At 53.0% G+C, this 4,441-nt stretch carries 13 tRNA genes and 2 rRNA genes; all 15 read left to right on the plus strand.

Annotation, left to right across the window (positions count from 1 at the left end):
• The first annotated feature begins 30 nt into the window (after nt 1-30).
• The 15 genes from ACFXKZ_RS52195 to ACFXKZ_RS52265 all read left to right on the plus strand — a co-directional run bounded on the left by ACFXKZ_RS52195 (nt 31) and on the right by ACFXKZ_RS52265 (nt 4,295).
• Nucleotides 31-2,958: ribosomal RNA gene (locus ACFXKZ_RS52195) — 23S ribosomal RNA — on the plus strand.
• 54 nt (nt 2,959-3,012) lie between these two features.
• Nucleotides 3,013-3,128, plus strand: a 5S ribosomal RNA gene (gene rrf, locus ACFXKZ_RS52200).
• A 14-nt stretch (nt 3,129-3,142) separates the two neighbouring features.
• A tRNA-Met gene (locus ACFXKZ_RS52205) sits at nt 3,143-3,219 on the plus strand.
• Between the two features lie 11 nt (nt 3,220-3,230).
• Nucleotides 3,231-3,307: transfer RNA gene (locus ACFXKZ_RS52210), tRNA-Asp, on the plus strand.
• Between the two features lie 10 nt (nt 3,308-3,317).
• Nucleotides 3,318-3,393 (plus strand) — tRNA-Phe (locus ACFXKZ_RS52215).
• A gap of 5 nt (nt 3,394-3,398) precedes the next feature.
• Nucleotides 3,399-3,471: transfer RNA gene (locus ACFXKZ_RS52220), tRNA-Thr, on the plus strand.
• A gap of 22 nt (nt 3,472-3,493) precedes the next feature.
• Nucleotides 3,494-3,578, plus strand: a tRNA-Tyr gene (locus tag ACFXKZ_RS52225).
• 4 nt (nt 3,579-3,582) lie between these two features.
• Nucleotides 3,583-3,657 (plus strand) — tRNA-Gln (locus tag ACFXKZ_RS52230).
• A gap of 27 nt (nt 3,658-3,684) precedes the next feature.
• Nucleotides 3,685-3,760 (plus strand) — tRNA-Lys (locus ACFXKZ_RS52235).
• 9 nt (nt 3,761-3,769) lie between these two features.
• Nucleotides 3,770-3,852, plus strand: a tRNA-Leu gene (locus ACFXKZ_RS52240).
• Between the two features lie 9 nt (nt 3,853-3,861).
• Nucleotides 3,862-3,936: transfer RNA gene (locus ACFXKZ_RS52245), tRNA-Gly, on the plus strand.
• Between the two features lie 14 nt (nt 3,937-3,950).
• Nucleotides 3,951-4,036: transfer RNA gene (locus ACFXKZ_RS52250), tRNA-Leu, on the plus strand.
• A 9-nt stretch (nt 4,037-4,045) separates the two neighbouring features.
• A tRNA-Arg gene (locus ACFXKZ_RS52255) sits at nt 4,046-4,122 on the plus strand.
• A 15-nt stretch (nt 4,123-4,137) separates the two neighbouring features.
• Nucleotides 4,138-4,214: transfer RNA gene (locus ACFXKZ_RS52260), tRNA-Pro, on the plus strand.
• Between the two features lie 5 nt (nt 4,215-4,219).
• Nucleotides 4,220-4,295 (plus strand) — tRNA-Ala (locus tag ACFXKZ_RS52265).
• Nucleotides 4,296-4,441 lie beyond the last annotated feature (146 nt).

Consider the following 4,441-nt stretch of genomic DNA (forward strand, 5'->3'; position numbering starts at 1 on the left):
ACAAGATATCACATAGTGATTCTTTTTAACGGTTAAGTTAGAAAGGGCGCACGGTGGATGCCTTGGCACTAGGAGCCGATGAAGGACGGGACGAACACCGATATGCTTCGGGGAGCTGTAAGCAAGCTTTGATCCGGAGATTTCCGAATGGGGAAACCCACCACTCGTAATGGAGTGGTATCCATATCTGAATACATAGGATATGAGAAGGCAGACCCGGGGAACTGAAACATCTAAGTACCCGGAGGAAGAGAAAGCAAATGCGATTCCCTGAGTAGCGGCGAGCGAAACGGGACCAGCCCAAACCAAGAGGCTTGCCTCTTGGGGTTGTAGGACACTCTGTACGGAGTTACAAAGGAACGAGGTAGATGAAGAGGTCTGGAAAGGCCCGCCATAGGAGGTAACAGCCCTGTAGTCAAAACTTCGTTCTCTCCTGAGTGGATCCTGAGTACGGCGGAACACGTGAAATTCCGTCGGAATCCGGGAGGACCATCTCCCAAGGCTAAATACTCCCTAGTGACCGATAGTGAACCAGTACCGTGAGGGAAAGGTGAAAAGCACCCCGGAAGGGGAGTGAAAGAGATCCTGAAACCGTGTGCCTACAAGTAGTCAGAGCCCGTTAACGGGTGATGGCGTGCCTTTTGTAGAATGAACCGGCGAGTTACGATCCCGTGCAAGGTTAAGCAGAAGATGCGGAGCCGCAGCGAAAGCGAGTCTGAATAGGGCGCATGAGTACGTGGTCGTAGACCCGAAACCAGGTGATCTACCCATGTCCAGGGTGAAGTTCAGGTAACACTGAATGGAGGCCCGAACCCACGCACGTTGAAAAGTGCGGGGATGAGGTGTGGGTAGGGGTGAAATGCCAATCGAACCTGGAGATAGCTGGTTCTCTCCGAAATAGCTTTAGGGCTAGCCTCAAGGTAAGAGTCTTGGAGGTAGAGCACTGATTGGACTAGGGGCCCCTACCGGGTTACCGAATTCAGTCAAACTCCGAATGCCAATGACTTATCCTTGGGAGTCAGACTGCGAGTGATAAGATCCGTAGTCGAAAGGGAAACAGCCCAGACCGCCAGCTAAGGTCCCAAAGTATACGTTAAGTGGAAAAGGATGTGGAGTTGCTTAGACAACCAGGATGTTGGCTTAGAAGCAGCCACCATTTAAAGAGTGCGTAATAGCTCACTGGTCGAGTGACTCTGCGCCGAAAATGTACCGGGGCTAAACGTATCACCGAAGCTGCGGACTGTTCTTCGAACAGTGGTAGGAGAGCGTTCTAAGGGCTGTGAAGCCAGACCGGAAGGACTGGTGGAGCGCTTAGAAGTGAGAATGCCGGTATGAGTAGCGAAAGAGGGGTGAGAATCCCCTCCACCGAATGCCTAAGGTTTCCTGAGGAAGGCTCGTCCGCTCAGGGTTAGTCGGGACCTAAGCCGAGGCCGAAAGGCGTAGGCGATGGACAACAGGTTGATATTCCTGTACCACCTCCTCACCATTTGAGCAATGGGGGGACGCAGGAGGATAGGGTAAGCGCGGTATTGGATATCCGCGTCCAAGCAGTTAGGCTGGGAAATAGGCAAATCCGTTTCCCATAAGGCTGAGCTGTGATGGCGAGCGAAATATAGTAGCGAAGTTCCTGATTCCACACTGCCAAGAAAAGCCTCTAGCGAGGTGAGAGGTGCCCGTACCGCAAACCGACACAGGTAGGCGAGGAGAGAATCCTAAGGTGATCGAGAGAACTCTCGTTAAGGAACTCGGCAAAATGACCCCGTAACTTCGGGAGAAGGGGTGCTCTGTTAGGGTGCAAGCCCGAGAGAGCCGCAGTGAATAGGCCCAGGCGACTGTTTAGCAAAAACACAGGTCTCTGCGAAGCCGTAAGGCGAAGTATAGGGGCTGACGCCTGCCCGGTGCTGGAAGGTTAAGAGGAGCGCTTAGCGTAAGCGAAGGTGCGAATTGAAGCCCCAGTAAACGGCGGCCGTAACTATAACGGTCCTAAGGTAGCGAAATTCCTTGTCGGGTAAGTTCCGACCCGCACGAAAGGCGCAACGATCTGGGCACTGTCTCAACGAGAGACTCGGTGAAATTATAGTACCTGTGAAGATGCAGGTTACCCGCGACAGGACGGAAAGACCCCGTGGAGCTTTACTGCAGCCTGATATTGAATGTTGGTACAGCTTGTACAGGATAGGTAGGAGCCTTGGAAACCGGAGCGCCAGCTTCGGTGGAGGCATCGGTGGGATACTACCCTGGCTGTATTGACCTTCTAACCCGCCGCCCTTATCGGGCGGGGAGACAGTGTCAGGTGGGCAGTTTGACTGGGGCGGTCGCCTCCTAAAAGGTAACGGAGGCGCCCAAAGGTTCCCTCAGAATGGTTGGAAATCATTCGCAGAGTGTAAAGGCACAAGGGAGCTTGACTGCGAGACCTACAAGTCGAGCAGGGACGAAAGTCGGGCTTAGTGATCCGGTGGTTCCGCATGGAAGGGCCATCGCTCAACGGATAAAAGCTACCCCGGGGATAACAGGCTTATCTCCCCCAAGAGTCCACATCGACGGGGAGGTTTGGCACCTCGATGTCGGCTCATCGCATCCTGGGGCTGTAGTCGGTCCCAAGGGTTGGGCTGTTCGCCCATTAAAGCGGTACGCGAGCTGGGTTCAGAACGTCGTGAGACAGTTCGGTCCCTATCCGTCGCGGGCGCAGGAAATTTGAGAGGAGCTGTCCTTAGTACGAGAGGACCGGGATGGACGCACCGCTGGTGTACCAGTTGTTCTGCCAAGGGCATCGCTGGGTAGCTATGTGCGGACGGGATAAGTGCTGAAAGCATCTAAGCATGAAGCCCCCCTCAAGATGAGATTTCCCATTCCGCAAGGAAGTAAGATCCCTGAAAGATGATCAGGTTGATAGGTCTGAGGTGGAAGTGTGGCGACACATGGAGCTGACAGATACTAATCGATCGAGGACTTAACCATATTTTTGAATGATGTCACACCTGTTATCTAGTTTTGAGAGAACACTCTCAATTGTTTGGTGGCGATAGCGAAGAGGTCACACCCGTTCCCATACCGAACACGGAAGTTAAGCTCTTCAGCGCCGATGGTAGTCGGGGGTTTCCCCCTGTGAGAGTAGGACGCCGCCAAGCATTACTTTTATCATCGCGGGGTGGAGCAGTTCGGTAGCTCGTCGGGCTCATAACCCGAAGGTCGCAGGTTCAAATCCTGCCCCCGCAACCAAATTTTAAAATGGTCCGGTAGTTCAGTTGGTTAGAATGCCTGCCTGTCACGCAGGAGGTCGCGGGTTCGAGTCCCGTCCGGACCGCCATTTATAAAATGGCTCGGTAGCTCAGTTGGTAGAGCAACGGACTGAAAATCCGTGTGTCGGCGGTTCGATTCCGTCCCGAGCCACCACCTATGCCGGTGTAGCTCAATTGGTAGAGCAACTGACTTGTAATCAGTAGGTTGGGGGTTCAAGTCCTCTTGCCGGCACTGTTTTTTCAAAATTTAATGTGGAGGGGTAGCGAAGTGGCTAAACGCGGCGGACTGTAAATCCGCTCCCTCAGGGTTCGGCAGTTCGAATCTGCCCCCCTCCACCATTTTTGGGCTATAGCCAAGCGGTAAGGCAACGGACTTTGACTCCGTCATGCGTTGGTTCGAATCCAGCTAGCCCAGCCATTTTTATTTTTTGAAATTGAATAGTAAGAGCCATTAGCTCAGTTGGTAGAGCATCTGACTTTTAATCAGAGGGTCGAAGGTTCGAGTCCTTCATGGCTCACCATTTTCATTTGCGGGTGTGGCGGAATTGGCAGACGCACTAGACTTAGGATCTAGTGTCTTTACGACGTGGGGGTTCAAGTCCCTTCACCCGCATTGCCAAACGCGGAAGTAGTTCAGTGGTAGAACATCACCTTGCCAAGGTGGGGGTCGCGGGTTCGAATCCCGTCTTCCGCTCCAACTATACCATCCACGCCGGGGTGGTGGAATTGGCAGACACACAGGACTTAAAATCCTGCGGTAGGTGACTACCGTGCCGGTTCAAGTCCGGCCCTCGGCACTTATTGTTGCGCCCGTAGCTCAATTGGATAGAGCGTTTGACTACGGATCAAAAGGTTAGGGGTTCGACTCCTCTCGGGCGCGCCATAATATTTTTGAAATCGGGAAGTAGCTCAGCTTGGTAGAGCACATGGTTTGGGACCATGGGGTCGCAGGTTCGAATCCTGTCTTCCCGACCATTCTTGGGGCCTTAGCTCAGCTGGGAGAGCGCCTGCTTTGCACGCAGGAGGTCAGCGGTTCGATCCCGCTAGGCTCCACCAACGTGTTCTTTGAAAACTAGATAACAGAAGAATTCACATTCAATTAGTAATACAAGATATCACATAGTGATTCTTTTTAACGGTTAAGTTAGAAAGGGCGCACGGTGGATGCCTTGGCACTAGGAGCCGATGAAGGACGGGACGAA

Source organism: Embleya sp. NPDC059237 (assembly GCF_042754105.1).
In the GTDB taxonomy this organism is placed as follows: domain Bacteria; phylum Actinomycetota; class Actinomycetes; order Streptomycetales; family Streptomycetaceae; genus Embleya.